Raw genomic sequence first — 25,236 nt, forward strand, 5'->3', positions numbered from 1 at the left:
AAACAGTTAGGCTGGGGAGCGGAGGCAGCTTGTTGCACTTGATATCCCCTATGTTTTTGCTGATAGCGGTTCATAACCAGCATCCAAAGGCGCAACCACTGAAATGAACCGAAGTGGGCCAACGCTGGTGCAAAGAACACCGTGCACCTGCCCTTTGTTTGCAACTACGATATCCCCCGGAACAATTGCAACGGTGTTGCCTTGCTCGTCAATTTGATATTGACCTTCCCCTGAAAGGATGGTCCATGTATCTTGTCCGTCGGGGTGAATATGTGGCGCAATAGTTTGGCCGGGCTCCACATGCCAAGCCACGATAACTGAATGCGAAGATTCAACAACAGACCGTATTGGTTCTTTCTCGGCTGGCTGCATGAATTCATGGGACTTATACACGCGGTGAGTGCTCATTTTTTGCTCCGCAAATGCAAGCCTTTGGGCAGCAAGATTCGCGCCGCCCAAAAGTCTAACGTTTGGTTAAGGGGCGGGCTTTAGCCCGTCCCGGCGAGCACAGCGAGCGATTTGAACCAATTGTTAGAAATTTTTCACAAGTCGGATATCTATTTCGCGTTCGACGTACTCCCACTCCTTTGATGAACGTAACTGTGCCAATAGTTTGTTAAATAAGGCAGTATGCTCCGGGGCGAACTCGAACCAAGTTAAGAAATCGAACGGTTCACCGAGATCACGAGAATGATGCAGTTGTCTTGCGATTTCTGGAAGATAAGCCAGCCCAATCTCTGTGTGGTGTGACTGTGCTTCAAAAATATTGCGCCGTTCCTCTTGCGACATGGCCCACCACTCTGGACTTTTCTTTATTGGAATGAGCGCTGCACATGATGACGTAGGACGATTTAAGTCTTCCTGCTTTGCACGAAGTTGATTGATCTCCTGCCGTTCAGCGTACCGTACATTGCTTGTAAAGCCTTGAAGTGTCCAGGTGCCACGTTCGACCAAATTGATTGAGGGCATATTAACGACATTGACCCTTTGCACCATTTCAAGAGGCATGCCAATGACGGTTTCACAGCTTGTGACTCGCCATGAACCTTCGGAACCGCCAATGAATGAATAATGATTGTTCATGTGATGGGTGCCCTAAATGTCTAACTTTGTTTTAGGGCGACTGCCCTGCTGCGTAACATCGTTGCTGCTCCATAACATCAAACATCGACCCACGGCGTAACGCGCTTGCTGCTTGGATGCCCGAGGCATAGACTGTACAAAAAAACAGTCATAACAAGCCATGAAAACCGCCACTGCGCCGTTACCACCGCTGCGTTCGGTCAAGGTTCTGGACCAGTTGCGTGAGCGCATACGCTACTTGCATTATAGCTTACGAACCGAACAGGCTTATGTCAACTGGGTTCGTGCCTTCATCCGTTTCCACGGTGTGCGTCACCCGGCAACCTTGGGCAGCAGCGAAGTCGAGGCATTTCTGTCCTGGCTGGCGAACGAGCGCAAGGTTTCGGTCTCCACGCATCGTCAGGCATTGGCGGCCTTGCTGTTCTTCTACGGCAAGGTGCTGTGCACGGATCTGCCCTGGCTTCAGGAGATCGGAAGACCTCGGCCGTCGCGGCGCTTGCCGGTGGTGCTGACCCCGGATGAAGTGGTTCGCATCCTCGGTTTTCTGGAAGGCGAGCATCGTTTGTTCGCCCAGCTTCTGTATGGAACGGGCATGCGGATCAGTGAGGGTTTGCAACTGCGGGTCAAGGATCTGGATTTCGATCACGGCACGATCATCGTGCGGGAGGGCAAGGGCTCCAAGGATCGGGCCTTGATGTTACCCGAGAGCTTGGCACCCAGCCTGCGCGAGCAGCTGTCGCGTGCACGGGCATGGTGGCTGAAGGACCAGGCCGAGGGCCGCAGCGGCGTTGCGCTTCCCGACGCCCTTGAGCGGAAGTATCCGCGCGCCGGGCATTCCTGGCCGTGGTTCTGGGTTTTTGCGCAGCACACGCATTCGACCGATCCACGGAGCGGTGTCGTGCGTCGCCATCACATGTATGACCAGACCTTTCAGCGCGCCTTCAAACGTGCCGTAGAACAAGCAGGCATCACGAAGCCCGCCACACCGCACACCCTCCGCCACTCGTTCGCGACGGCCTTGCTCCGCAGCGGTTACGACATTCGAACCGTGCAGGATCTGCTCGGCCATTCCGACGTCTCTACGACGATGATTTACACGCATGTGCTGAAAGTTGGCGGTGCCGGAGTGCGCTCACCGCTTGATGCGCTGCCGCCCCTCACTAGTGAGAGGTAGGGCAGCGCAAGTCAATCCTGGCGGATTCACTACCCCTGCGCGAAGGCCATCGGTGCCGCATCGAACGGCCGGTTGCGGAAAGTCCTCCCTGCGTCCGCTGATGGCCGGCAGCAGCCCGTCGTTGCCTGATGGATCCAACCCCTCCGCTGCTATAGTGCAGTCGGCTTCTGACGTTCAGTGCAGCCGTCTTCTGAAAACGACACTACCTGTGCAACACCCCCTCAAAAATGTACGGAAAACTCTATCGCTATTCACTATTATGCGGAAACCTGTTTTTGATGGTTATCCGCCTATGTTGGTTGGCTACATGCGCGTGTCGTCGGACTCCGACCGCCAGAGCACGGACTTGCAGCGCGACGCGCTGCTCGCCGCCGGCGTCGATCCGCGTCACCTGTTTGAGGATCGTGCCTCTGGCGCGAAGGATGACCGTGCCGGCTTGGCGCGGGCGCTTGAGTTCGTTCGAGCCGGCGATGTGCTGGTGGTGTGGAAACTCGACCGGCTCGGTCGCTCGCTGTCGCACCTGCTCGCCATTGTGACTTCGCTCAAGGACAAGCGGGTGGCGTTCCGCTCGCTGACAGAGAACCTGGACACTACGACGCCCTCGGGCGAATTCCTGTTCCAGGTGTTCGGTGCGCTCGCGCAGTACGAGCGCGCCTTGATTCAGGAGCGCGTCGTCGCGGGCTTGGCCGCCGCACGCAAACGCGGCCGGATCGGCGGCCGGCCGCAGGCGATCACTGGTGAGAAGCTGGACGCCATCGTCGCCGCGCTCGATGGCGGCATGTCTAAGGCGGCGGTGTGCCGCAACTTCAATGTCAAGCGCACTACGTTGATCGAAACATTGACGCGAGCAGGTTGGCGTGGTGCGGGAAGGACGGTCGATGAGCAACAAGAATAAGCTACTCACCGTCTTTTCTGACGCAGAGCAGGAAGCCTTGTACGGCCTACCGGACTTCGACGATGCTCAGCGGCTGGAATACCTGGCGTTGACCGAATCTGAACTGGCGTTCGCCAGCAGCCGGCCTAGCCTGCAGGCCCAAGTCTATTGCGTCTTGCAGATCGGCTACTTCAAGGCCAAGCATGCTTTCTTCCGCTTCGATTGGCATGAGGTCGAGGACGATTGCGCCTTCGTGCTGAGTCGCTATTTCCACGGCGAAGCGTTCGAACGCAAGGCGATCACCAAGCATGAGCACTACAGCCAGAGGGGTCAGATCGCCGAACTGTTCGGCTACCGGTCGTGGGCGGCTAGCTTCCTGCCGCAACTGGCACAGCAGGCTGAACAGATCGTGCGGCGCGACGTAATGCCAGGATTCGTGGCCGCCGAACTGATCGTTTGGCTCAGCGAGCACAAAATCATCCGGCCCGGCCACACCACCTTACAAGAGCTGGTCAGTGAAGCCCTGTCCACCGAACGCAGGCGCTTGGGCGGCTTGCTGGCAGAAGTGTTGGACGAATCGGCCAAAGCTGCGCTGGGCCAGCTCCTGGTGCGTGACGACACCCTGTCTCAACTGGCAGCGCTCAAGCAGGACGCTAAAGATTTCGGCTGGCGTCAGATGGCAGGGGAGCGCGAGAAGCGCGCCACGCTGAAGTCCTTGCACGGGATCGCCAAGGCGCTGCTGCCCAAGCTCGGCATCTCGCAGCAGAACCTGCTGTACTACGCGAGCCTGGCGAACTTCTATACCGTCCATGACCTGCGCCACCTGAAGGCGGAGCAGACCCGGCTCTACCTGCTGTGCTATGCCTGGGTACGTTACCGGCAGCTCACCGACAACCTGGTCGACGCGATGGCCTTCCACATGAAAAAACTTGAGGACGAGAGCCGCACGGGTGCGAAACAGTCCTTTGTCGCCGAACAGCTGCGACGCCATCAGGAAACGCCGCAGGTTGGCCGCCTGCTGTCGCTGTACGTGGACGACAGCGTGGCCGATCCGACGCCGTTCGGCGAGGTGCGCCAACGCGCCTACAAAATCATGTCCAGGGAATTGCTGCAAAACACGGCGCAGCGCATGAGCGTCAAGCCACTGAACAAACTGGCGCTGCACTGGCAGGCGGTGGACGGCCTGGCCGAACGCATTCGACGCCATCTACGGCCGCTGTACGTCGCGCTCGACTTCGCCGGCACGGCCCCCGATAACCCATGGCTCGCGGCGCTGACTTGGGCCAAGAGCGTGTTCGCCAAGCAGCAGCGCCTATCACAACGGCCACTCGACGAATGTCCGGCGGCAACGCTGCCGAAACGCTTGCGTCCGTACCTGCTAATGTTCGATGCCGAAGGCACGCCGACAGGCCTGCATGCCGATCGTTACGAATTCTGGCTTTACCGTCAGGTCAGGAAACGCTTCCAGGCGGGCGAGCTCTACATTGACGATAGCTTGCAGCACCGGCATTTGTCCGACGAGTTGGTTTCGATGGACGAGAAAGCCGCCGTGCTCGCGCAGATGGACATCCCCTTCCTGCGGCAGCCGGTCAGTGCCCAGCTCGATGCACTGGCGACCGAGTTGCGTGCGCAATGGGTGGCGTTCAATCGCGAGCTGAAACAGGGCAAGCTGACGCACCTGGAATACGACAAGGACACGCAGAGACTGACCTGGCGCAAGCCCAAGGGGGAGAACCAGAAGGCGCGCGAGCAAGCTCTCTACGAGCAACTGCCATACTGCGATGTCGCCGACGTGTTTCGCTTCGTCAACGGCCAGTGCCAGTTCCTGTCGGCGCTGACACCATTGCAGCCACGCTATGCGAAGAAGGTAGCCGACGCCGACAGTCTGATGGCGGTGATCATTGCCCAAGCCATGAACCACGGCAACCAGGTTATGGCACGTACCAGCGACATCCCGTACCACGTCCTGGAGAGTACCTACCAGCAGTACCTGCGCCAGGCGACGCTACATGTGGCCAACGATTGCATCAGCAACGCCATCGCCGCACTGCCGATCTTCCCGCATTACTCGTTCGACCTCGATTCGTTGTACGGTGCCGTTGATGGGCAGAAATTCGGCGTCGAGCGACCAACTGTGAAGGCGCGCTACTCGCGCAAATATTTCGGCCGCGGCAAGGGCGTCGTCGCCTACACGCTGCTGTGCAATCACGTGCCGTTGAACGGCTACCTGATAGGCGCACACGAGTACGAGGCTCACCACGTGTTCGACATCTGGTACCGCAACACGTCGGACATCGTGCCGAGCGCGATCACCGGCGACATGCACAGCATCAACAAGGCCAACTTCGCCATCCTGCACTGGTTCGGACTTCGTTTCGAGCCGCGCTTCACCGACCTCGACGACCAGTTGCAGGAGCTGTATTGCGCCGATGATCTGGCATTGTACGAGAAATGCCTGATCCGGCCGGCTGGCCAGATCGACCGGCAACTCATCGTCGGTGAGAAGGCGAACATCGACCGAATCGTCGCCACACTGGGCCTGAAGGAAATGACGCAGGGCACGCTGATCCGCAAGCTGTGCACCTATACGGCGCCGAACCCGACGCGGCGCGCAATCTTCGAGTTCGACAAGCTCATCCGCAGTATCTACACACTGCGCTACCTGCGCGACCCGCAACTGGAGCGTAATGTTCACCGCTCGCAGAACCGCATTGAGTCCTATCACCAGCTACGCTCGACCATCGCCCAAGTCGGTGGGAAGAAGGAATTGACCGGCCGCACCGACATCGAAATCGAGATCAGCAACCAGTGCGCCAGGCTGATCGGCAACGCGATCATCTTCTACAACTCGGCGATCCTGTCCCTGCTGCTGACGAAGTACGAGGCAGCTGGCAATGCCAAGGCGCTGGCGTTGATCACGCAGATGTCGCCAGCGGCCTGGCGGCACATCCTGCTGAACGGGCATTACACCTTCCAGACTGACGGCAAGTTCATCGACCTGGATGCGCTCGTGGCGGGACTGGAGCTGGGCTGACGGAAATTTCTGGGATTCCGGCGTACAACCCCGTAAAATAGAAGAGTGAGCACTTGATTTGCTGGTGCTTTCAAACAACGGTGTTGTTTTTTTAACAGCCGAACTGGAAAGGGAGGCTGAGCTGCTCAGTGATCACTTTATCCGTTGGCTGATTTACGCCGGCATGTTCGCTACAGGCACTGAACGACAACGCAGATGGTATGGTCTGTGCGTTCTGACTCGTCAAGGATCGGCCAATGGATCGTTTGTCTAATTTGCTCTCGCGGTTCGGCGTGCGGGCCAATCTGTTCTATGACGGCGACCTATGCGGCTCTGCATCTTACGATGGCGCCGAGCGGCGAGGTTATATCCATCTGCTTCAGGCCGGCAGCGTGACGTTGCTTGGTCCCGATCGCAAGGATTTGCAGCTCACTCGCCCTAGCTTGATTTTTATGCCACGCCCCGCCAAGCATCAATTGTTTGCGGGTGAGTCCGATGGCGCAAAGTTGTTGTGTGCTTCCATGGAGTTTGAGGGCGGAATTGATAATCCTTTGTCGGCTTCATTACCGGACTGTTTGGTGCTCGCACTCGATGATCTGCCCATGCTGGCAGACACGTTGGAGTGGATGTTTGCCGAGGCGGCAAATGTGCATTGTGGAAGGGAAGCCGCGCTTGAGCGCTTATTTGAGCTCCTAATCATTCTGTTGCTCCGTTACCTGCTCGATCATCACCAGTTGCGCACCGGAATGATGGCTGGACTGGCCGACATGCGGCTTGCCCGATCGCTTTTACAGATGCACAACTCCCCGGAACATGCCTGGTCAATAGCAGAGCTGGCCAGTGAGTCAAATATGTCACGCGCTGCGTATGCCGTGCATTTCAAGAGTGTCATCGGACAGACGCCTGCTGATTATTTGTTGAGTTGGCGAGTTAGCCTGGCTCAGAAGCTGATGCGAGAAGGGCGCTCGATTACGCTGATTGCAGCTCAAGTCGGCTACGAAAGTCCTTCGGCGCTGTCTCGCGCATTTAGACGCAAGACGGGGTTGAGCCCTCGTGACTGGTTGAAAGATCTGGCGGGGGAAAATGATGGCAAAAAGGCCTAAGGCATTACTGCCTTAAGCCATTGAAAAAATTATGCATTAATTTTACGTTTTTCCAGTTCAACCAGCGAATGGCCTGCCACAAATATCGAAACAGCAAGCAACCCTAAGTCTTTAAGCAGAAACTGACCTGGCGCAACGGAAATCGCCGGAAACCCTAAACTAGGCTCAATGACGCCCGGAGTGGAAAACATAAAGCTAAGGGTTGTGAAGAACAGGCCTGCAGACAGAGCGCCTCCTACCACGGATAGTTTGGGCGACAGCATGCGGCCTGCGATCAGAGTGCCGATCGAAATCTCTAGTATGCCGAGCAGGCTGGAGAACATGTCGACCGAAAAAATGCTATACACCCATCCCAAAAGCGGGCTGTTGCTCACCAGTGGAACCAGGCCCTCGGCCTCGTAGTGGGTAAATTTCATGCCGCCGAACCAGAAGTAAATAATAGCGAGAGCCAAGTACGCGCCATAGATACCTAGCCCCATAGTTTTGGTTCCAAGCGTTAAGTGGGCCTGTACGCTGGACTTCGAGTTTTCAATGCCTATGGTTTTCATGTCTGAGCTTCCAGTAGTGAGTGAGAGTGTGTTGGCTGCCGAACGCCGTATGCGTTGGCGATGAGATTATTATGGCTGGCATCTCTAATCAAGAGGCATCAGAAAGTATTGATTTCAGTGCAGATCGTCTTGGGCGGTGCAATTCGCGATGAAGGGATCGCCGTGGAGAGCGATGAGTGCACTATTTCGATAAAGGAGTCGTTTTACATAGGTCGATGAAGCGCGTTGCGGCATCGCCTACTGTCATTTCTCAAATCTGACTATGGGGCTTGGGGCGAAGGGCGGCACTGACTAGGCTTAGAACAGCTACCAACTAGCCGCGCGGCCGCGATGCACAAAGAATGGTAACTGAGCCGTGAGTGCGGTGGGCGCCCGCATTTATTTCCAAACCCTACAGATACATCGATCTTCGACTTCAACCGGGCAGATAGCTGTTGCAGCAAGCCTATCAATCGACTTTGACGTGTTAAAGAGGATAGGTTTTCCAGGGTTGGGGAACAGCATGCCCTGCAGAACGACACACGTCACTTTTGTTAAATTAATAAGCTAGCTACCTATTGGGCATAACCTTGCAATTTGCTTCAATTTACGCACATGCACTTGCGACCTCAAAATGCAACGTAAGCCCCGAATATCTCCATTATTGTCGCCGCCAGCCTTAGTTACAGCTGCTATGATGAATGAGATCGAAAACTGAAATCCCCCACTAGAATTGTTGACTGGAGTCAAAATGAATAAAAAGCGGCCGGTTAATCTTGATATTCGAACCATTCAGCTTCCTCTCACGGCGCTTACATCGATTCTGCACCGGATTTCAGGAATTATGCTCTTTATTTTTCTGGGACTGATACTGTATATGCTGAGCAAATCGTTGGAGTCAGAAAAGGGTTTTAATGAAGTCAAGGAGATTTTTTCTTCACCTTTCGGCAAAGTTAGTTTCTGGTTGGTATACTCTTCATTTATTTATCATCTCGTAGCCGGAATTCGACACCTAGTTATGGATGTGGGTGTTGGTCATACTTTGAAAGGCAGCAATCGCGCCTCTACTATTGTTTTAGTAGTGTCGGGTGTTTTAATGGTTGCTGGCGCCGTATGGATTTGGTAGCTGTGGAGTCGTAATGCGTATTTACAAGGACTAAAAGCGTCCTTTAAAGCTAACTTACGAAAGTATTTATAATCGACGGTTCACGCTTAAACGGTTGAATCCTTTCGGGCTTCCGAATAGCTGTTAGCTGAAAGCTATCATGAGCTAAGTTTTCTGTGCATCATCAAATGTGTTAATGGGAGCGCCATAGTACTAGGTACAAATATGGCTCTAGGACAATGTTAGATGTTTTGGATTTTGAGGCGGATCGCTCTTATCGAAGATCGTCTAATTCGCTCTGAAGCGCAGGTTTTTTGAAACTATCACCTGGTTGGCACACTGTGCGAATCAACATCAGATATGAGAAAGCCAATCAGGTGAACACTACCCTCGAGGGCTCATCTGTCCAGTTAAAGCCTCGAGTCTTTCTGGGTGCGCAAAAGACAAGAAGGTTATATGGGAAAATTATGAGGCCTGGATACCATGCGTCATGGGCGTGCCGATGCTGTGAGTGACAGAGCGAGAAGCAAGTGAAAGTCCCTGAAGTAGGGGCGGGATGCGCCCGAGTGGCATTTTTTGTCTTAAGGTAGATCGCGTAGCTGTTCTTCAGAATAATCTTCAGAGCGTTGACGACAGCCATCGCTGTGCATTCCTCAAGAATAGAATGTGTCGGAAGGGTGGCGTCATTGGTGTTAGTCATCGCTTAGGATTTCTCAATCTGGCTTACACGGGCGCCTGTACCGATATCCCCGCGGATGGCGACGTATCGATGTTGAATTCCTCGCCAGACGAAGTGCAATGAGCTGCGGCTATAGGCTTGCGCAGCCTTAGATAGCCGGCCGTCGCAGGCGCGCCGGTTGGCCGGGATCTTCTTCTGCCCGTCAGGTGTCCGGTCGGAACTCCAGCACGAACGCTACGACCTTTTCGGCGGACATTTCGCACGGCTTCAACAATGTCCTATCTGATGTAACGCGGAAGAGGTTGAAGCTGACAATGTCAGTCCCGTCCAACTCCCTGGCGAACAGACTGTTGCGACGTCCGTCCCCAGATCGCCGGACGATCAAGCTGAAACGCCGGCCTTCATAAGTCCCTTCTCTGTATCCCTCCGCAAGCTTCGCGAAAGCGGCATCGAACTCGGAATGCTCCATGTCATCCATCCTTATTGATAGAACAGAGGCGCGGCGGGTGCGAGACCGCCAGTGCCGGGTCGCGCTAAGGTGCCGGGCAGATTCCTGCAGCCGACGAGGCCCGGGGTGGGCAGGATAATTGAGATGTCGGCGCCCGCATGGCTATCAGCGAAGTCGTCCGTCCAGTCTGCTAGGCAACGTCCACGCCTTTCCAGAAAGCGATGTAATCCCGGATACCCTCGGCATCCGGAGTGGGGGCGGGATAGGTCCAAGCGGCGTTCACGTTGAGCGCGTCACCCGCGCGAACATGAAAGAAGCGCGCGGCGCCTTTGATCGGACAGACAGATGTGTGCGGGCTCATCTCAAGCAGGCTCAGGTCGACTCCTGACGGTGGGAAGTAGTGATTTCCCTCGACGATGACTGTTTCGTCGCTTGTGGCGATAGTAGTGTCTTTCCAGATGGCTGAGACCAACGGACTCTCCTTTTGTATTCATCAACCGGCGAAGGCTCGCGGGCTGGCTGCCCCAAGCCGCACCTCCTCAGGTGGCAGGCGGGTTGCGCCCGAGAAGTTTGTCGAGCTCGCCTCTGACATCGAGCGCGAATAGCTCATCGGAGCCACCGATAAGGGTGCCATTGATGAAGATCTGCGGCACGGAGCTTCGCCCCGACGCTTCCGCCATGGCCTGCCGGTGAGCCGGATCCGCCTCAATATCGAGCTCCTTCCATCGCACGCCCTTTTCCTTGAGGAGCGCCTTCGCTCGGCGGCAGAACGGGCACCAATTCGTGGTGTACAGCAATACATCAGTTGTCATATTGCATCTCCGGCAGTTGCACGCGGATCGCTGTCATGGCGTTGATCTCCAATTCGCGGCGTTCAAAGATGGCGACTGCACCTTGGCCGACATCGGAGCAGATGCTGACGATTGGCCGCTATCCAGGCGACATGGCCCAAAGTGCTTTCACCGCCAGGCAGAGGCCGCACGCGCCTCCTGTAGCGCCGAGCCGATGCTCTAAGGTAACCGAGCCTCGATTGGGACGGAAGCGGTCCCGCTCGAATCGCCCATCATGCTGGTCGAGCATATCAGGACGACGGATAGTGCAGGAACTTTCAAATTGAGCTTGATGTCGAGCCAGGTATCGCGAGCGAAGGCGTTCTAGAGGCCGGGGGGTACGAAGACTGTGTTCGGCAAAACGGTTCACGTTGATCGCCAAAGCTTCCCAGGGCGCACGTCTACGATCGGCGCGACGTGAGATAGCTCGCGCCGCTAGCCCCCGTAGCGCTCCGTCTTGATGATGGAGGCGTCCAAGCCCGCCAGCAGCGCGCTATCGGTTGCGATGTTGACGAATCCGTTAGACCCGCAGACGAACACTTGCGTCGGCTTTCCCTGAAGCCTGGTTAGAATTTCTTGGACCATCATGCCGTCGATCCGTCGCGCAAAGTCCGATGCGCGAACCGGTTTCTCGCGCGTAATCGCGAGCGCCAGGACGAACGCCGGATCGCTGATTTCGATGCAATGAAGTTCTTCTGAGAAGAGAACGTCCTCGGCGGTTCGTGCGGACAGGAGCAACGCTGTCGGAACGGCTTGGGCCAATGCGCGGCGCTGCCGGATCATTGCCATCAACGGCACGAGGCCGGAGCCTCCCCCGATCAACAGAACCGGATCTATGGCAGGCTCAGGCCAAAGGAAATGGCCACCGAGCGGACCGCGAACTTCGATTTCGTCACCAATCGCCGCGATGTCGTGAAAAAACGGCGAAACTTCGGCATCCGGCATGCGCTCGATAGCTATCTCGACGATCGGGGTCGAAACTGCCGATGACGCGATCGAGTAGCTGCGCATTGCACTGTAGCCGTCGGGCGCGGTCAGCCGGATATCGACGTGCTGACCTGCGGTGTGCGCGAACGGCTTGCTCAACCGAAGGAAGAAGCTCTTGATACTCGGTGTTTGCTGGATGATGTCGTCGATCACGCATGATTGCCACGAACGGACTTGCGCTTCGTTTTCAGTCATGGGTGTATCGTTGTTCGCGCCACGGATCGCCGTAGATGTGATAGCCGTGCAGCTCCCAAAAGCCGGCCTCGTCACGCGTCGTGAATTGCAGCGCATTCACCCATTTGGCGGATTTCCAGAAGTAAAGGTGCGGCACTAGAAGACGCGCCGGCCCCCCATGATCGCGGGAAAGTGGCTTGCCCGCATAACTGAGGGCGACCATCGCTTTCCCGGAAAGCAGATCCGTCAGAGGGACGTTTGTCGAATAATTATCGTAGCAGTGCGCCAAGACGAAATCGGTAGGCCGATCAAGCTCTGCATCTGCAAGGATGTCTTCAATGAGTACACCCTCCCAAACGGTATCCAGTTTGGACCAAGAGGTGACGCAGTGAATATCCTTTGTCACCTGGGTCTTTGGTAGAGTGTTGAATTCGCCCCAATTCCACGTTTTGACGGGCTTCGGACCAATTTTGACTGTGAATTTCCAGTCGGAGGGCTCTACCCTCGGCGTAGGGCCGGCCGACAGAACAGGGAAATCCTCCACCAGATGCTGACCTGGCGGAATCCGATCGGACTGGTCGCCTGAACCGCGACCGGTGAAACCTCTGGTGACCATAGTGACCCCTCTTGCTCGATACGGCAGACCGAAGCCGGCCTTCATTTCAGTACTCTGCGTAAAGCATTTGCCCGCACATCCGCCGAATAAGCCAATCGACTAAAAATCAGATACAGATGCTCTATCATCGTAAAAAATCGCGTATCGAACATAGCGTCAGGCCAGCATGATTCCCAATACCCAATGGCTATAGGGTAGATAACCCCAAGGCTGCGTACGCTGATCTGCGGTATGCGGAGCGGAAGTTGCAGGTTCGCTCTCAAACGGATGGGCAGCGTGCAAAGCTCAAGGCTCACCAGCGCATGGTTGCCCAGTTCGCGCTCGCCGGCAGCTTGAGTATATTAAGGACGAAATGTCGATCTGATCTATTCTGGCTTCAGGAAATAGGGAAAATAAGGTCGGACGTTCGCGCACCGTCGCGACGCGCGATCATCCACTAAGCTTCTGTATCGGGGTTGGAGGATCAGATGAACGAGATCGAACGACAAGCGCCTGAGCTGCGGGTGCAAAAATGGATTGGCAAAGATGGGGAAAGTATCGCGCCGTTCAAACTGTCAGATATCGGGCCCGGCCCGAAAATCTTGTTTGCCTTCCAGCATTGGTGCCAAGGTTGCCATTTGCATGGGTTTCCGACGCTACAAAAGTTGCATGCAGCGTTGAGCTCAAAAGACGTGGGGTTCGCAGTGATCCAGACCGTCTTCGAAGGAACGCATGAGAATACCTTCGAGAAGTTGCGCGTGAACCAGCTCAAGTATGAGCTTCCTATCGTTTTCGGTCACGACGAGCAACCGACCGGCTCGCCGTTTCCAACCTTCATGGAAGACTACCGCACACGAGGAACTCCGTGGTTTACGGTTATCGACGCTGGCGGTAGCATTGTTTTCTCGGACTTCCATCTCGACGCGGAGCGACTAGTGAAGCAACTTGAGCAAGGTTAATCGTTGGAAGGTGGGCAATCATCCTGATTGCCACCCATCCCCTGATGCCCACTACAGGCGTTGCGCGCTGTAACTCTGTTGATCAGCGTGCGAAAACCCGGATCCGGATAGGAGGAGCGTCAACGATTGAATCAATCCGTTGGGAGAGGGCGGCTCCGCTCCGTCAGCTCGGCAATAGATAACCCATTCTCGCCGAGCAACTCTCTGATCCGATCGACGATATGAGCCCCTAGCGCCGCTGTCTTGGTCCCCCCCACAGATTCCCAAGATGCGAGTTCACACGCCGATACCTCGTGGTCAGCGCCGAAGTGCTTCTGTCGGTATGTCACCGCCGCCCTTCAATGATAAAGGCGCGGTAACGGGAACCGGCAAAGCGTTGAGCAGCGATGGTTTGGTAGGCGGGACTGTCATACCAGTCGCGAGCGGCCTGCATCGTCGGGAAACGCAAGATTACGGCCCCTTCGATGGGCGGCCCCTCCAAATGCTGGATCGCGCCATAAGCGGCGAGAAAGGTAACGTCGTGACCATCGAACGATGGTCCGACGCCTGCAGAATAGGTTGCGAGTGCATGTGGGTCGCTGGTTTCTTCCCGCGTAAAGACGACGAACGCTTCCATCATTAGGCCTCTCAAAGGTTGGATCTGTTGGCCATTACCACCGGTGATGGCCTCACAGTCGTCAGGCTGGCAACTGGAACCCGATTTTCATGAGTGCCTCGACGCACGCATCCTGATCCTGCTGATAGTTGCCTCCGGAGATGCCTATGCCGCCGATCAACTTCCCATCCTCCAGAATCGGATAACCGCCGCCGACAGCGACCATCCGAGGGCGATAGGCTAGCGGCGCCACTTTTGGATCGTTGGTCACATAGTCGTTCCAGACATGGGTCGGGAACCCAAACGAGGCGGAACTCCAGGCCTTGTCGATGGCAACATCGACGGTAAGGAACGGCGCATCGTCGGTGCGCTCGAACGCGCGCAGGTTACCGGTGGCGTCGACGACGGCGACGGCAGCCGGGATGCCGATGGCACGGGCCGCAGCGAGCGCCGCGTCGATGAGGGCGACTGCGGTTTCGCGGTTGATCGAGGCGGTGGCAATAGATTTGGTCATGGGATTCTCATCGCTGGGGCATAACCCGTTCGGCTTTTTGAGGTTGGACAAGATGTTTGGCGATCGCGGTCGTTAGAAGCCTTCGAGGACGATCTTGCCTTTAGCCGCGCCACTTTCGATCAGTGCATGCACCGTCTTCAGATTGGCGGCATTGATCGGCGACAGTCGCCGGGTCAGCGTCGTGCGGATTTTGCCGTCGTCAACCAGCGCTGCCATCGCATCCAGAATCTCGCCCTGCTCATTCATGTCGGGCGTGCCGTAGATCGACCGCGTGAACATCAGCTCGTGGTGGATCGACACCGCCTTGCGCTTGAAAACCATGATATCGAATGCCTTGGGATCGTCGATCAGTCCGAACCGTCCTTGTGGGGCGATCAGTTCGGCGATGTCGGCGACATGTTGCTCGGTATGTGTGGTCGAAAAGACGAAAGCGGGAGCACCGATGCCGAGTTCGGCGATCTGTGGCGCGAGCGGACGAGAATGGTCGATGACGTGGTGAGCTCCAAGCCCTCTTACCCACTCTTGGGTTTCCGGTCGAGAGGCTGTGGCGATGACGGTGAGGTCCGTGCGCTGTCGCGCGATCTGGACGGCGATCGACCCAACCCCGCCCGCGCCACCGATGATGAGGATCGCCTCCGCCGCACCGGGTACGGGCTTCGCCACGTCCAGGCGGTCGAACATCGCCTCCCAGGCCGTCAACGTCGTCAGCGGCAGCGCCGCCGCTTCCGCCCAGGAGAGCGACGCAGGTTTGTGACCGACAATCCGGGCGTCGACGAGATGGAACTCCGCATTGGTACCGGGCCGTGTGATCGATCCGGCATAATAGACCTCGTCGCCTAACTCGAACTGCGTGACGTCGGGGCCGACCTCGCGCACAATCCCGGCGGCATCCCATCCCAGCACCTTCCAATCGCCATCTGCCGGCGGCGTGCTGTTGCGGACCTTGTAGTCGACCGGGTTGACCGAGACGGCCTTCACCTCAACCAGGATATCGTATCCTGCAGCGACAGGCCGAGGCAGATTGATGTCGACCAGCGCGGCATCCGCGGCGATGGGTCCCGGAACCTTGTAACCAATGGCTTTCATAAATGTCTCCAGCTTGCTTGATCGGATGACGCGAATGCTCGTTAGTCAACTTCTTCTACATTGAGGTCCCGACTCTTGAACTGGGTCGCGGTAGCAGATTTCATCGAACACGTCGATCAACAGGCCCTTATGCTCGGTCGCCGGATCGGTGATCGCGTAGAGGGTGGAGGCGTTATCGCCATCATCACCGCTTCCGAGGCGAAACGCCGCGTCGACGCAGATGCCGCACGGACCGATGGTTGATCCTGGCTCGAGATCGACGAGATTGCTGTCCTTGACGCGCTATTCGCGGTCTTAGCCCTTGGCGATGAAGGACTGAACTGCTTGTAGAGCGTCGGTCAGCTGCTATGTCATGGACGCACCTTCATCTTGAGTTGGATTGGACAAGCTTCCGTATAAGGCCCGCTGTAACCGTCAGATGACGGCGAAGAAAACGATGGGCAGTATTCACAGCCACTTAGCCTTCTTGAAGCGCACAAATAGGAAAACGCACGATATCGCTATCACTCCGAGCACGACAAAGTATCCGTAGGCCGTGTCCAGCTCCGGCATGTGCTTAAAGTTCATGCCGTATATTCCAGCGATCGCCGTCGGGACTGCCAGTATTGCCGCCCAAGCCGCCAGCTGGCGGGTGATCACCCCCGTCCTTTGCGCTTCAAGAAGGCTGCTGGCCTCAAAGACCGTGGACAGGACAAGCAGGAGGCCGTCGACCATGGACTGCACGCGGTGGACATGGTCCGCGACGTCGTGGAAATATGGTGTCATTTCGGCGCTGATGCAGGGAAAGTGGCCGCGAACGAGCTTTCGCACCAGCTCGGCCATAGCCCCGAGCGTGCGCTGGAACCGCGTGAGTTCGGACCTTAGTTCGAAGATTCGCGCCACCTCTTCTGGCCCGAGGAAATCGTGCAGCGACCGTCGCTCCATCGCCAGGACGTCGTCCTCGATCATTTCGAAGATGGGCAGATACTGGTCGACCACGCGATGCAAGATCGCGTGCAGCACATAGTCGACACCCTTGCCGAACTGCGTCGGCGATGCCTCGAGTTGCTCCCGAAGTTTGCCCAGCGCTCCGGCATTGCCGTGCCGCACGGTGATAAGGTGATTGTGACCGGTGAAGATCGCCATCTTGCCGTAGCTGATCCGGTCGCCGACCAGCTCGGCGGTCTGCGCGACGACGTACAACTCATCGTTGTAGACCTCGAGCTTGGGCGGGCACAGCGGGTGCATCGCGTTGTCGATCGCCAACGGATGAAGATTATATGTCCTTTGGATCGCGAGTAGTTCCTCGGGGGTGGGTTCGCTAAGCGCGATCCAGCAGAAGCCCGAGCGACTCTCGCCCAACTTGACGTGCTCATCGAGCGCGATTTCGCGAACTCGCTTGCCTTCGTTGTAATAATAGGCGGCGATGATGCTCATGCTGGCCTCGCGGGAATGTGGAGGCCACGCTGGACGGCCGGTCGAGCCAGCCCGCGTCCAAGCCATGCGCGGACGTTCGAAAAGCTGCTGAGGCCAAGGATGTCACCCGCAGCGTAGAATTCCACCAGCGCATTCACCCAGCCGAGCGTCGCGATGTCCGCGATCGAATAGTCGTCGACGATCCAGTCGCGGCCTTCCAGCCGGCGATCCAGAATCCCCAGCAGACGCGTGGATTCGTCGATAAAGCGCTGTTGCGGCCGCTTGTCCTCATAGTCCTTGCCGCCAAATCGCAGGAAGAAGCCGAGCTGACCGAACATCGGCCCGATGGCCGACATCTGAAAGAACACCCACGCTAGGGTCTCGTAACGCTGGCCTGGTTCGGTGGAGATGAACTGACCCGTCTTGTCGGCCAGATAGAGGAGGATCGCACCGGATTCCCATAAGGCGATGGGTCTACCGTCAGGGCCAGCCGGATCGATGATCGCCGGTATGCGTCCGTTCGGGTTCAGCGACACGAACGCCGGATCCTTCGACTCGTTGTTCGAGATGTCGATCAGGTGGGGCTCGTACGCCAGGCCAGTCTCCTCAAGCATGATCGAGACCTTGACGCCATTGGGCGTAGGGGCTGCGTAGAGTTGCAGGCGATCGGGATGAGATGCCGGCCAGCGCTGCGTGATCGGAAAGGACGAGAGGTCTGGCATAAATCTGCGATCCTGGTGTTGCGATGGCGACTGACTGGAACGAGCCGTCACTCTGAAGTAGGGTTCGATGACCGCGTCGCTGAACGACGCGGTCACGAAGATTGCGGACCGGATCGGCGCAGTGGCAACGGCAGTGAAGCCTATTCCGCCGCGGTCCCGGCCGCTGGCTGTACGTCGTCAACCTTTTGGCGCTTCGGAAGCACCCAGCCGGGACGGACGAAGTGGCAGGTGTAGCCGCCCGGGCGCTTCTCCAGATAATCCTGGTGATCGGGCTCGGCCTCCCAGAACTCGCCGACCGGCTGGACCTCGGTCACCACTTTGCCATCCCACAGCCCCGAGGCATCCACATCGGCGATCGTATCCTCGGCGACGCGCTTCTGCTCCTCGTCGACATAATAGATGCCCGACCGGTAGGAGAGCCCACGATCATTGCCCTGGCGGTTCAGCGTCGTCGGATCGTGGATCTGGAAGAAGAATTCCAGGATGTTCCGGTAGCTCGTCACTGTCGGGTCGAAGACAATCTCGATCCCCTCGGCATGCGTGCCGTGATTACGATACGTGGCGTTCGGAATATCGCCGCCCGTGTAACCCACACGGGTCGAGATGATGCCGGGCCGCTTGCGGATCAGATCCTGCATGCCCCAGAAACATCCTCCTGCGAGAACAGCGCGCTGATGCATGTTAAGCCTCCTCTACTTGATCGAGATATTCACCGTATCCCTCGGACTCCATCTCGTCGCGCGGGATGAAGCGAAGGGACGCTGAGTTGATGCAGTACCGCAGACCGCCGCGGTCGGAAGGACCATCGGGGAACACATGGCCGAGATGACTGTCTGCGTGTACTGACCTGACCTCCGTCCGGACCATGCCGTGTGCGCTGTCCCGCACCTCGTTCACGTTTGCCGAAACGATCGGCTTGGTGAAGCTGGGCCAGCCAGTACCCGAATCGAACTTGTCCGTCGAAGCGAACAGTGGCTCTCCCGACACTATGTCGACGTAGATGCCAGGCTCCTTGTTGTCGTTGTACTCGCCCGTGAAGGGCCTTTCGGTGCCCGCCTCCTGGGTAATTCGGTGTTGCTCGGGAGTCAGGTGGTCGATTGCTGTCTGTGACTTTTCAAACTTCATTACAGTCTCCAATACTTATCTAGAGGGCCAGGCACGCTACCGCTAATTTTTTATGTCTCCTGATTTGCTCCTACAATGGTAGTGGGATGGCAAACGAGGTTTTACTAAGTGTTGGAAAATTAGAGATTTAAATTTCGCGTCTATTAGTTCTAGCGCAACTGAGTGGTTAAGCAAGTACGTAATCAGTAAATATTAAAAAAATAACACAAAAGCACGATTATATAATACAGTGTCAGTGTTTTATGATAATCAACAACGCCTGTCAAGGCAATCGCATGAAGCTCACCTGAGACCTAATAGTTCAGCCCGATAATCATCAGAGGTTGCAGCAATCAGCCTTCGTGCCTTGATGCCACCCTTGCGCTTGACCGGATCCAACCGGATCAAATTCAATGTAAGTTGCTTGAGAACGGCCATGTTGTGGGCAGCATGCCCGGTTCGGATCCGCATCTGATCGTCACCAAAAATGACATCCATGCACCAGTGGACGCGGTTCTCCACGCCCCAGTGCGCCCTGATGGCATGTGCGATGCGCTCTGCATCCGGAGCAAGACTGCTGATGTAGTAACGGCGCTCCAGGCTGGTCTGGTTGCCCACAGTCCGCTCGGACTCCAGCATCACGAAAGTGCGCAGTCCTGGCCAGCGTTCTGGCTGTGGCAGGCACTGGAGTTGGTCGAAAACATGGCAGCGACGAACCTCCAGCCGGCCATGGTCCTTCTCGACATGCTCGAAGTGCGCATGGGGTACCCGGGCAGGATCGCCGTCCAAAAAGGTGTCAGCGAAGTCATCGATCGCTTCGGCCAGCTTCGGCTGGTTTCCCTTGATGGCCAGCAGATAGTGCGCCCCGCGATCGAGAATGGCCTGTGCAATGTCCGGCTGGGTACCCATGGCATCGATCGTCACGGTGCAGCCCTCAAGCGCCAGTGTGGCCAGCAGCTCAGGAATGGCGGTCTTCTCGTTGGACTTCTGGGAGGTCGCCCTCTGCCCGAGAATCAGCCCTGAATCAGCCGCAAAAGCGCTGACCAGGTGCAACGGGGCCGTGTTTTTCTTGCCGGAGCGGCGACTGGTCTTGCCGTCTAGGGCAACCACTTGCGGAGAAAGGGCCGGTAGGATCGCCGCAACCCAACAGCGGAAGGCCTGCTCGAACTCCTCTGGATCGATCAGGCTGAATAGCCGTCCAAAGGTGTCGTGTGAGGGAATGCCGTGGGGTAGTTTCAGAATACGGCGGAACCAGTCCAGCCGCTGCTCAGCCCAGAGTTCGATTTCGATGAAGGTGTCAGCGCCGGCAAGCACGCCGCAGATAGCCACGACCAGTGTTTCGACCAGGTCGTGACGAATCTTGCCCTGCTGACGGGGATCATTGATGGCGACCAGAACATCGGAGATTGGTATGTGATGCGACATTGCAGGGCATCCTGAGTAGAGAGGCGCTCAGGATGCCCGCTGGGAAAGGACTCATTCAAATCGGCAGGCGTTCATGCGATTGCCCTGCAACGCCTGTTTAGATGCTGGTAGATGCGAATTTTTTGGCGTACAGTCAAAATTTTCTGATGGTTGCTTAGTGTGTTGGCGCTGATGGAAAATTGACCCACCGGGGATGCGGACAAAAACTTGGACTGGTTATGCCGCTAAGCCCAGGCTTTCACGATACTCAATGGGACTGAGCGCGCCGAGGGAAATCTTTATACGTTTTTCGTTGTACCAGCGAATGTATGAATCCAAGGCCTGAATGAACTGCTCGATGCTCGTTGACTGCCAGTTGCGAGGATAGAACAGTTCCGTTTTCAGTCGGCCGAAGAAACCTTCACAAGCCGCGTTGTCTGGTGAGCAGCCTTTGCGCGACATCGAACGAATCAGCTTCGCATCAGCGATGCGCGATAACCAGCCGGGCCAGCGGTAGTGAGCGCCACGATCGGAGTGAACAACAGGCCGTTTATCGTTACTGGCCACCGTTTCGATAGCTGCATCCAGCATCGTGTTCACAAGCTCGGCGTCGGGACGCGTGCCGATCGACCAACTGATTACCTTCCCATCGAAGCAGTCGATCATGGGGGACAGGTACACCTTGCCTGCCGGGATCTGGAACTCCGAGATGTCGGTCAGCCATTTCTCATTCGGAGCTAGGGCCGTGAAGTCGCGGTTGAGGAGGTTTTCCGGCGCCGGACTGATCTCCCCGAGGTAGGAACCGTATCGACGCCGTTTCGGCTTGGCGACGACTAGGCACTCCTGCTTCATCAAGCGCTGCACCACCTTCTCTGAAAGGCGCACACGCTGCCTGCTCAACGAAGCTCGCATCCGACGGTAGCCATAGCAACGATGATTGCGCTCGAATATGTCCGCCATGGCACGACGCACTTCGGTGTACTTTTCCGCGACCTGCATTCGGGCTCGATGATAGAAATAGGAGCTTCGGGCCAAGCCCAACGCGTCAAGCAGCTCTAGCAAGGAGTACCTATGCCTAAGGGCATCAGCCAGCAATGTCTTCTCCCGATTGGTCAGGACTTGCCGGTTGATGCCCGTCTCTTTTTTTATGAGTTCATTCGCCCTCATCAACAGGTCATGTTCAAGCTGCAAACGGCGAACATCGAGCTGGAGAGATTCGAGTTGCCGCTGCAACTCCTCTCGTTCCGGTGACGATGAGGGTTCAAGTCGACACTTCATGGATGGGGATACCTCTGGGCCGAGTAGCTGGTTTTTCCAGTTGTACAAGGTCGGCCTGCACACGCCCAGCTTTTGAGCCAGGGCTTTCGCACTTTCTTTTCGCGTGCACAGCGCGATGACCGCTGCCTGCTTCACCGCTGGCGGCCGGGCTAACCCGTCTGATCGACTGACAACACGCGTATGCAACTCGGGGTGCATTTCGTAAATCCAGGCACGCAAAGAATCCCGCGCGGGGTAGCCCAACGCCTTGATGGTAGCGGCGATGTTGCGACCGTATTCGAGATAGTGCTCGACAGCCTTTTCCCTTTGGGCCGGTGAGTACTTCGACTTCGAGTTCTCGTAGCAACGCGGCAGGTCGAGGCATCGCTCATACTCTGCGTGCCAGCTCTTCAAAGAGTTCTTCGTCGGGTAGCCCAACTGACGAATAGTTGCCCCGGTTCGCTTGCCCAGTTTGATGTAGAGCTTGACCGCTCGGATACGGTCTTCGTATGAATACATGAACTACCTCCAGGTAGTCCAAGATTTCCGCCGCATCCCCGGTGGGTCAGTTTTCAATCAGCGCCAACAGTAAGATCAACCATTTAATCCGCTTACCCGAAATACACACATCACTCGACGGACGAGCTGCCGTTGCTTAGGCTGATGGCCTTTTTTACACCCAAGGGGAACGCTATGGATAGAGATGCACTTGAACAGAACCAGATACCGATCTACTTCGTCGCGGTCATTGCCGCAGCAATCGGTGGGCTCATGGCACCTGTGGCCGCTCTGGGGTTAAATGCTCTGGTTACTCCGACTATCGCCGTGCTAATGTACGCGATGTTCCTACAAATTCCCTTTCTTGATCTGCGCGAAGGGCTGAGCAACAAACGCTTCATGTCAGCCCTGCTGATCGCCAACTTCGTATTGATTCCGCTGTTGGTGTGGGGGCTCACCAGAGGACTCACGGATCACCCAGCGATCCTTGTCGGTGCTCTCCTGGTACTGCTGACGCCCTGCATCGACTACGTGGTGGTCTTTACTCATATTGGCAAGGGCGACTCTCGTGGGATCCTTGCGGCGACACCAATCCTGCTGCTGCTTCAGCTTGTTCTGCTACCCGTGTATTTGGCCTTCATGTTGGGTGGACAGTCCGACGTCGTGATCTCGATAGGCCCCTTTGTTGAAGCCTTTCTCGTGCTGATTGTCGCGCCGTTGTTGTTGGCCGTGGTTACAGCGGCGCTGGCCAAAAAGTCGAAAATCGTCGGTGGTTGGAACGCCGCCTGGGCCTGGCTGCCCGTTCCAGCAATGGCAGCGGTTCTGATAGCGGTGGTCGGTTCTCAAATCTCCTCGGTCGTTCGCGACATCGACAAGCTTGCACCGGTGATCCCTGTGTACATCGGCTTCATGCTGCTGGCACCGTTGATGGGGGCTCTGGCTTCGAAAGCTTTCAAGCTGCCTTCCACGACTGCCAGAGCGGTTACCTTCAGCTCGTCAACGCGTAACTCTTTGGTAGTTCTCCCGTTAGCTCTGGCGCTGCCTGAAGAAATTCGAGGGCTTGCTGCCGCTGCGGTGATCACCCAGACGCTAGTCGAGCTGGTTGGTGAGCTGATCTACATCCGCGCAATACCGGCCTTCGTCTGGCGTGACAAATCGCAGGTTGTGTCGACGACTTTGTAAGTTAATAAATGGCGGACACACCCAAAAGTGATTTTTTGGCAATGCGGGCAGCTTTTGGGCGCGCGCCTCTTGCGGACGCCACTAGCGCCAAACCACCTGGGTCGGACGGCCATTGTTCGCCCCGATAAATTGCTGGTGTGATCCACAAGGAATGGCCAAAAAACCTGAAAAATGTTAGTGGGTTATTTTCTATATAATTCAATAGGTTATGATCTACTAACAGTTAGGCTCATTCAGATATAACGATGGTTGCATAGTCGCTCGAAGTAAGGAAGCAAAAGCTCTGGGTTTGAAAATGGGAGAACCATTCTTTAAGATCAGAACGTTTATCGAAAAGCACGATGTTTCAGTTTTTAGCAGTAACTACACTTTATATGGCGAGTTCAGTCACAGGCTTTCTTTAGCTATTTCCTCACTTGCTCCGGCCGTTGAGGCCTATAGTTGCGACGAATCATTCGTAAGACTTGATGGTTTGCCCGAGCCATTAAAAGATGTAGCGAAGGCAATTCAAGCCCGTGTTCTGCTGTGGACAGCGCTCCCCGTTGGCATTGGCCTGGGGCACACTAAAACCCTCGCTAAAGCAGCCCAGCATGCCTCTAAGGTGTGGAAAGCCAAAACTGGTGGCGTCGTAGACCTCCGCTCCAAGGAGGCCGTGGAGTGGCTCCTGAGGCGTATGCCGGTGGAAGAGGTTTGGGGGGTCGGGCGGCGGATGAAAGACAACCTCCAACCTCTGGGCATAACAACTGCCTGGGAGTTAGCGCAGTGTGACCCGCGAGTGCTTGGAAAAAAGTTTTCCGTTGTCCTGGAGCGTACGATCCGTGAGTTAAATGGGGAACAGTGCCTAGACCTTGAGCCTGTTGGATTACCAAAACAATCCATCTGTTGTAGTAGATCTTTTGGTGAGCGTGTAACCACTCTGCAAGGGCTTCGTGAGGCTGTCGCCAGTTACGTGCATCGAGCAGCTGGGAAACTCAGGGCTCAAAAATCACTGTGCACCGTCCTGAGAGTGTCCATACAGACCTCCTTCTTCGGCGATGATCCAAAGTACGCTCAGGGAATCACGTGTACCCTCCCCTACCCTACAGATGATACTCGCGTACTGACCGGCGCTGCGCTTCGAGGTTTAGAAACCATCTTTCGGGAGGGGATGAGGTACAGCAAAGCTGAGATTCTTCTGATCGATTTGCGTCGTCGAGGGGAATTCACTGATGATCTGTTCACGATCAATCAGCCAGCGCGGTCTGAGGCCTTAATGCTCGTTATGGACCAGGTTAACCGGCGCTGGGGTCGGGAATGCCTACGCACTGCAGCTGTTCCAGCAGAACCCGAATGGGGTATGCGCAGAGATTACCTCAGCCCGAGCTATATGACGGATTTCAACCAACTGTGGAAGGTGAGCTGCAGGTAGTTGATCACCCTTAGGACGGACATTTCACAGCCGCTCTAACTTACGATGCCGTGCAGCCAAGCTCACGGGGGCCGGCCAGCCTCGGCACGTAGGCGAGTTTCGGAGTCCGGGCTACATCATTCTTCCTTGCGCACATCCTTGCTCCATCCTCGTCTCTGGCACGTACATACATGGTGTGGATGACCTTGCGCTTTGGGCCCGAGCCCGCAACAAGGTCTACCGCAAATGTTTTCCATTCCCGCGTTGCCCAATAGGCATGAGCATCTGCTTCGTCACCAAACAGCATTCGCGTCTGTGTTCCCATATCATTTCAACCTTGCGCAGGAAGGGGGATATCAGACCTTATGCGCTGCCATCCTACGCAATCCAAGCTGTGCTTGAATGGAGGAGGAGGATTCAAAGCCTCCTTGAGGCAACGATCATGCCTCTCATCATCTACAGCTGCTATGGCTTCCTTTCGGTGCTCCAGGTAAAACAACAAACCTAAAAGCAGAGCTCCTCCTGCGGCTATACATGCAAG

General features: G+C 56.3%; 26 protein-coding genes. 9 read left to right on the top strand and 17 right to left on the bottom strand.

Translation table 11 applies throughout. The features are described 5' to 3' along the window. Positions 1-48: 48 nt before the first annotated feature. Positions 49-408: a cupin domain-containing protein gene (locus V6P94_RS24835; RefSeq protein WP_138763661.1), complete on the bottom strand. Its 360-nt coding sequence runs from the start codon at positions 406-408 to the stop codon at positions 49-51. Between the two features lie 123 nt (positions 409-531). Next, the gene (locus V6P94_RS24840) at positions 532-1,083 is read right to left on the bottom strand and encodes a chlorite dismutase family protein (RefSeq protein WP_082412261.1); all 552 of its coding nucleotides are present in this window, start codon (positions 1,081-1,083) and stop codon (positions 532-534) included. A gap of 160 nt (positions 1,084-1,243) precedes the next feature. On the opposite strand from V6P94_RS24840, the gene intI1 reads away from it, so the two are divergent. The 4 genes from intI1 (at position 1,244) to V6P94_RS24860 (ending at position 7,247) form a co-directional block, all read left to right on the top strand. Then, the gene (intI1, locus tag V6P94_RS24845) at positions 1,244-2,257 is read left to right on the top strand and encodes a class 1 integron integrase IntI1 (RefSeq protein WP_000845054.1); all 1,014 of its coding nucleotides are present in this window, start codon (positions 1,244-1,246) and stop codon (positions 2,255-2,257) included. 292 nt (positions 2,258-2,549) lie between these two features. Further along, positions 2,550-3,152, top strand: coding sequence for a recombinase family protein (locus V6P94_RS24850; protein ID WP_010465829.1), 603 nt, complete (start codon positions 2,550-2,552; stop codon positions 3,150-3,152). Continuing rightward, the gene (locus V6P94_RS24855) at positions 3,136-6,165 is read left to right on the top strand and encodes a Tn3 family transposase (RefSeq protein WP_032432545.1); all 3,030 of its coding nucleotides are present in this window, start codon (positions 3,136-3,138) and stop codon (positions 6,163-6,165) included. The genes V6P94_RS24850 and V6P94_RS24855 overlap by 17 nt, the downstream gene beginning before the upstream one ends. Before the next feature lie 236 nt (positions 6,166-6,401). Continuing rightward, on the top strand, positions 6,402-7,247 hold the full coding sequence (locus V6P94_RS24860; protein WP_003464995.1) for an AraC family transcriptional regulator: 846 nt from the start codon (positions 6,402-6,404) through the stop codon (positions 7,245-7,247). 29 nt (positions 7,248-7,276) lie between these two features. On the opposite strand, the gene V6P94_RS24865 is transcribed toward V6P94_RS24860, so the two are convergent. Further along, positions 7,277-7,795 (bottom strand): YkgB family protein, encoded by a 519-nt coding sequence (locus V6P94_RS24865; RefSeq protein ID WP_003464991.1) that lies wholly within the window; start codon positions 7,793-7,795, stop codon positions 7,277-7,279. A gap of 730 nt (positions 7,796-8,525) precedes the next feature. Here V6P94_RS24865 and sdhC point away from each other — a divergent pair. After that, positions 8,526-8,900 carry a succinate dehydrogenase, cytochrome b556 subunit gene (gene sdhC / locus V6P94_RS24870; RefSeq protein WP_005005993.1) on the top strand — a complete coding sequence of 125 codons (375 nt, stop codon included), beginning with the start codon at positions 8,526-8,528 and terminating at the stop codon, positions 8,898-8,900. Between the two features lie 860 nt (positions 8,901-9,760). Here the strand turns inward: sdhC and V6P94_RS24875 are convergent. The 5 genes from V6P94_RS24875 to V6P94_RS24895 form a co-directional block, all read right to left on the bottom strand. Continuing rightward, complete coding sequence (locus V6P94_RS24875; RefSeq protein ID WP_003464988.1) at positions 9,761-10,027, bottom strand: hypothetical protein; 267 nt, start codon at positions 10,025-10,027, stop codon at positions 9,761-9,763. A 169-nt stretch (positions 10,028-10,196) separates the two neighbouring features. Continuing rightward, positions 10,197-10,478, bottom strand: coding sequence for a DUF427 domain-containing protein (locus V6P94_RS24880; protein WP_003464986.1), 282 nt, complete (start codon positions 10,476-10,478; stop codon positions 10,197-10,199). A gap of 67 nt (positions 10,479-10,545) precedes the next feature. Continuing rightward, positions 10,546-10,818 carry a glutaredoxin 3 gene (gene grxC / locus V6P94_RS24885; RefSeq protein WP_005005995.1) on the bottom strand — a complete coding sequence of 91 codons (273 nt, stop codon included), beginning with the start codon at positions 10,816-10,818 and terminating at the stop codon, positions 10,546-10,548. A 453-nt stretch (positions 10,819-11,271) separates the two neighbouring features. Further along, on the bottom strand, positions 11,272-12,018 hold the full coding sequence (locus V6P94_RS24890; protein ID WP_002118292.1) for a ferredoxin reductase: 747 nt from the start codon (positions 12,016-12,018) through the stop codon (positions 11,272-11,274). Then, positions 12,011-12,613, bottom strand: a complete 603-nt coding sequence (locus V6P94_RS24895) for a sulfite oxidase-like oxidoreductase (protein ID WP_003464980.1) — start codon at positions 12,611-12,613, stop codon at positions 12,011-12,013. The genes V6P94_RS24890 and V6P94_RS24895 overlap by 8 nt, the downstream gene beginning before the upstream one ends. Before the next feature lie 467 nt (positions 12,614-13,080). On the opposite strand from V6P94_RS24895, the gene V6P94_RS24900 reads away from it, so the two are divergent. Next, entirely contained in the window at positions 13,081-13,551 is a 471-nt protein-coding gene (locus V6P94_RS24900) for a hypothetical protein (RefSeq protein ID WP_003464979.1), read from the top strand. 325 nt (positions 13,552-13,876) lie between these two features. On the opposite strand, the gene V6P94_RS24905 is transcribed toward V6P94_RS24900, so the two are convergent. The 3 genes from V6P94_RS24905 to V6P94_RS24915 all read right to left on the bottom strand — a co-directional run bounded on the left by V6P94_RS24905 (position 13,877) and on the right by V6P94_RS24915 (position 15,746). After that, positions 13,877-14,170 carry a DUF1330 domain-containing protein gene (locus V6P94_RS24905; protein ID WP_010591688.1) on the bottom strand — a complete coding sequence of 98 codons (294 nt, stop codon included), beginning with the start codon at positions 14,168-14,170 and terminating at the stop codon, positions 13,877-13,879. A 58-nt stretch (positions 14,171-14,228) separates the two neighbouring features. Beyond that, positions 14,229-14,660 (bottom strand): heme-binding protein, encoded by a 432-nt coding sequence (locus V6P94_RS24910; RefSeq protein ID WP_005006001.1) that lies wholly within the window; start codon positions 14,658-14,660, stop codon positions 14,229-14,231. A gap of 72 nt (positions 14,661-14,732) precedes the next feature. After that, positions 14,733-15,746 (bottom strand): zinc-binding alcohol dehydrogenase family protein, encoded by a 1,014-nt coding sequence (locus V6P94_RS24915; RefSeq protein ID WP_002118279.1) that lies wholly within the window; start codon positions 15,744-15,746, stop codon positions 14,733-14,735. Positions 15,747-15,821: 75 nt separating this feature from the next. Here V6P94_RS24915 and V6P94_RS24920 point away from each other — a divergent pair, with 75 nt between their 5' ends. Continuing rightward, positions 15,822-15,989, top strand: coding sequence for a hypothetical protein (locus tag V6P94_RS24920; RefSeq protein WP_016487060.1), 168 nt, complete (start codon positions 15,822-15,824; stop codon positions 15,987-15,989). Positions 15,990-16,193: 204 nt separating this feature from the next. Here V6P94_RS24920 and V6P94_RS24925 read toward each other — a convergent pair whose 3' ends face one another. The 6 genes from V6P94_RS24925 to V6P94_RS24950 all read right to left on the bottom strand — a co-directional run bounded on the left by V6P94_RS24925 (position 16,194) and on the right by V6P94_RS24950 (position 22,147). Further along, positions 16,194-17,162, bottom strand: coding sequence for a magnesium and cobalt transport protein CorA (locus tag V6P94_RS24925; protein ID WP_003464971.1), 969 nt, complete (start codon positions 17,160-17,162; stop codon positions 16,194-16,196). Further along, positions 17,159-17,863, bottom strand: coding sequence for a glutathione S-transferase N-terminal domain-containing protein (locus V6P94_RS24930; protein ID WP_003464969.1), 705 nt, complete (start codon positions 17,861-17,863; stop codon positions 17,159-17,161). Before V6P94_RS24930 ends, V6P94_RS24925 begins: the two co-directional genes overlap by 4 nt. Positions 17,864-18,003: 140 nt before the next feature. Then, positions 18,004-18,543 carry a peptide-methionine (S)-S-oxide reductase MsrA gene (gene msrA, locus V6P94_RS24935; RefSeq protein WP_003464967.1) on the bottom strand — a complete coding sequence of 180 codons (540 nt, stop codon included), beginning with the start codon at positions 18,541-18,543 and terminating at the stop codon, positions 18,004-18,006. A gap of 1 nt (position 18,544) precedes the next feature. Then, a complete protein-coding gene (gene msrB / locus V6P94_RS24940; protein WP_003464965.1) occupies positions 18,545-18,988 on the bottom strand; it encodes a peptide-methionine (R)-S-oxide reductase MsrB in 444 nt (147 codons plus the stop codon). Between the two features lie 282 nt (positions 18,989-19,270). Further along, positions 19,271-20,392, bottom strand: coding sequence for an ISAs1-like element ISPa60 family transposase (locus V6P94_RS24945; RefSeq protein ID WP_010455375.1), 1,122 nt, complete (start codon positions 20,390-20,392; stop codon positions 19,271-19,273). A gap of 216 nt (positions 20,393-20,608) precedes the next feature. Further along, positions 20,609-22,147 (bottom strand): IS3 family transposase, encoded by a 1,539-nt coding sequence (locus V6P94_RS24950; protein WP_039615185.1) that lies wholly within the window; start codon positions 22,145-22,147, stop codon positions 20,609-20,611. A 174-nt stretch (positions 22,148-22,321) separates the two neighbouring features. Between V6P94_RS24950 and V6P94_RS24955 the strand changes: the two genes are divergently transcribed. Together V6P94_RS24955 and V6P94_RS24960 are read left to right on the top strand one after the other, a co-directional pair. Beyond that, positions 22,322-23,308, top strand: a complete 987-nt coding sequence (locus V6P94_RS24955; RefSeq protein WP_072839257.1) for an arsenic resistance protein — start codon at positions 22,322-22,324, stop codon at positions 23,306-23,308. 295 nt (positions 23,309-23,603) lie between these two features. After that, the gene (locus tag V6P94_RS24960; RefSeq protein WP_200646041.1) at positions 23,604-24,716 is read left to right on the top strand and encodes a Y-family DNA polymerase; all 1,113 of its coding nucleotides are present in this window, start codon (positions 23,604-23,606) and stop codon (positions 24,714-24,716) included. Positions 24,717-25,236 lie beyond the last annotated feature (520 nt).

Origin of the sequence: Pseudomonas sp. ML2-2023-3 (assembly GCF_037055275.1) — a bacterium.
In the GTDB taxonomy this organism is placed as follows: Bacteria; Pseudomonadota; Gammaproteobacteria; order Pseudomonadales; family Pseudomonadaceae; genus Aquipseudomonas.

Excerpts from the sequence above, each read along its gene's own strand:
- V6P94_RS24855 (WP_032432545.1), top strand. The coding sequence starts at position 3,136 with ATGAGCAACAAGAATAAGCTACTCACCGTCTTTTCTGACGCAGAGCAG.
- V6P94_RS24895 (WP_003464980.1), bottom strand. The coding sequence starts at position 12,613 with ATGGTCACCAGAGGTTTCACCGGTCGCGGTTCAGGCGACCAGTCCGAT.
- intI1 (WP_000845054.1), top strand. The coding sequence starts at position 1,244 with ATGAAAACCGCCACTGCGCCGTTACCACCGCTGCGTTCGGTCAAGGTT.
- V6P94_RS24865 (WP_003464991.1), bottom strand. The coding sequence starts at position 7,795 with ATGAAAACCATAGGCATTGAAAACTCGAAGTCCAGCGTACAGGCCCAC.
- V6P94_RS24950 (WP_039615185.1), bottom strand. The coding sequence starts at position 22,147 with ATGTATTCATACGAAGACCGTATCCGAGCGGTCAAGCTCTACATCAAA.
- V6P94_RS24960 (WP_200646041.1), top strand. The coding sequence starts at position 23,604 with ATGGGAGAACCATTCTTTAAGATCAGAACGTTTATCGAAAAGCACGAT.
- V6P94_RS24915 (WP_002118279.1), bottom strand. The coding sequence starts at position 15,746 with ATGAAAGCCATTGGTTACAAGGTTCCGGGACCCATCGCCGCGGATGCC.
- V6P94_RS24945 (WP_010455375.1), bottom strand. The coding sequence starts at position 20,392 with ATGTCGCATCACATACCAATCTCCGATGTTCTGGTCGCCATCAATGAT.
- V6P94_RS24900 (WP_003464979.1), top strand. The coding sequence starts at position 13,081 with ATGAACGAGATCGAACGACAAGCGCCTGAGCTGCGGGTGCAAAAATGG.
- V6P94_RS24910 (WP_005006001.1), bottom strand. The coding sequence starts at position 14,660 with ATGACCAAATCTATTGCCACCGCCTCGATCAACCGCGAAACCGCAGTC.
- V6P94_RS24875 (WP_003464988.1), bottom strand. The coding sequence starts at position 10,027 with ATGGAGCATTCCGAGTTCGATGCCGCTTTCGCGAAGCTTGCGGAGGGA.
- msrA (WP_003464967.1), bottom strand. The coding sequence starts at position 18,543 with ATGCATCAGCGCGCTGTTCTCGCAGGAGGATGTTTCTGGGGCATGCAG.
- grxC (WP_005005995.1), bottom strand. The coding sequence starts at position 10,818 with ATGACAACTGATGTATTGCTGTACACCACGAATTGGTGCCCGTTCTGC.
- V6P94_RS24860 (WP_003464995.1), top strand. The coding sequence starts at position 6,402 with ATGGATCGTTTGTCTAATTTGCTCTCGCGGTTCGGCGTGCGGGCCAAT.
- V6P94_RS24850 (WP_010465829.1), top strand. The coding sequence starts at position 2,550 with ATGTTGGTTGGCTACATGCGCGTGTCGTCGGACTCCGACCGCCAGAGC.
- V6P94_RS24925 (WP_003464971.1), bottom strand. The coding sequence starts at position 17,162 with ATGAGCATCATCGCCGCCTATTATTACAACGAAGGCAAGCGAGTTCGC.
- V6P94_RS24955 (WP_072839257.1), top strand. The coding sequence starts at position 22,322 with ATGGATAGAGATGCACTTGAACAGAACCAGATACCGATCTACTTCGTC.
- sdhC (WP_005005993.1), top strand. The coding sequence starts at position 8,526 with ATGAATAAAAAGCGGCCGGTTAATCTTGATATTCGAACCATTCAGCTT.
- V6P94_RS24835 (WP_138763661.1), bottom strand. The coding sequence starts at position 408 with ATGAGCACTCACCGCGTGTATAAGTCCCATGAATTCATGCAGCCAGCC.
- V6P94_RS24890 (WP_002118292.1), bottom strand. The coding sequence starts at position 12,018 with ATGACTGAAAACGAAGCGCAAGTCCGTTCGTGGCAATCATGCGTGATC.
- msrB (WP_003464965.1), bottom strand. The coding sequence starts at position 18,988 with ATGAAGTTTGAAAAGTCACAGACAGCAATCGACCACCTGACTCCCGAG.
- V6P94_RS24930 (WP_003464969.1), bottom strand. The coding sequence starts at position 17,863 with ATGCCAGACCTCTCGTCCTTTCCGATCACGCAGCGCTGGCCGGCATCT.
- V6P94_RS24840 (WP_082412261.1), bottom strand. The coding sequence starts at position 1,083 with ATGAACAATCATTATTCATTCATTGGCGGTTCCGAAGGTTCATGGCGA.
- V6P94_RS24905 (WP_010591688.1), bottom strand. The coding sequence starts at position 14,170 with ATGATGGAAGCGTTCGTCGTCTTTACGCGGGAAGAAACCAGCGACCCA.